General features: G+C 56.1%; 1 protein-coding gene. It reads left to right on the top strand.

What is annotated here, in order from left to right:
- Positions 1-200 (top strand): MlaD family protein (locus AC0IW9_RS31825; protein WP_471652273.1); only part of this gene is annotated, 200 nt, incomplete at its 5' end.
- Positions 201-239 lie beyond the last annotated feature (39 nt).

Genomic DNA, 239 nt, shown 5'->3' on the forward strand with positions numbered 1-239 from the left:
TGGATAACCTGCCGGAGGACTCCACCGCGTCTATCCTCACCGCCGGTTTGCTGGGCGAGAAGTACATCGGCATCAGCGTGGGCGGCGACGAAGCGCTGCTCAAGGATGGCGGAACCATTCACGACACCCAGTCGTCGTTAGTACTGGAAGACTTGATCGGTAAGTTCCTGATCAACTCGGTTAATAAAGAATCCAAGTGAGGAATACAGGCATGGTTAGCGCTCTGCGTCGCGGTCTGG

The sequence above is a fragment of the Belnapia sp. AC561 genome, from assembly GCF_979252845.1.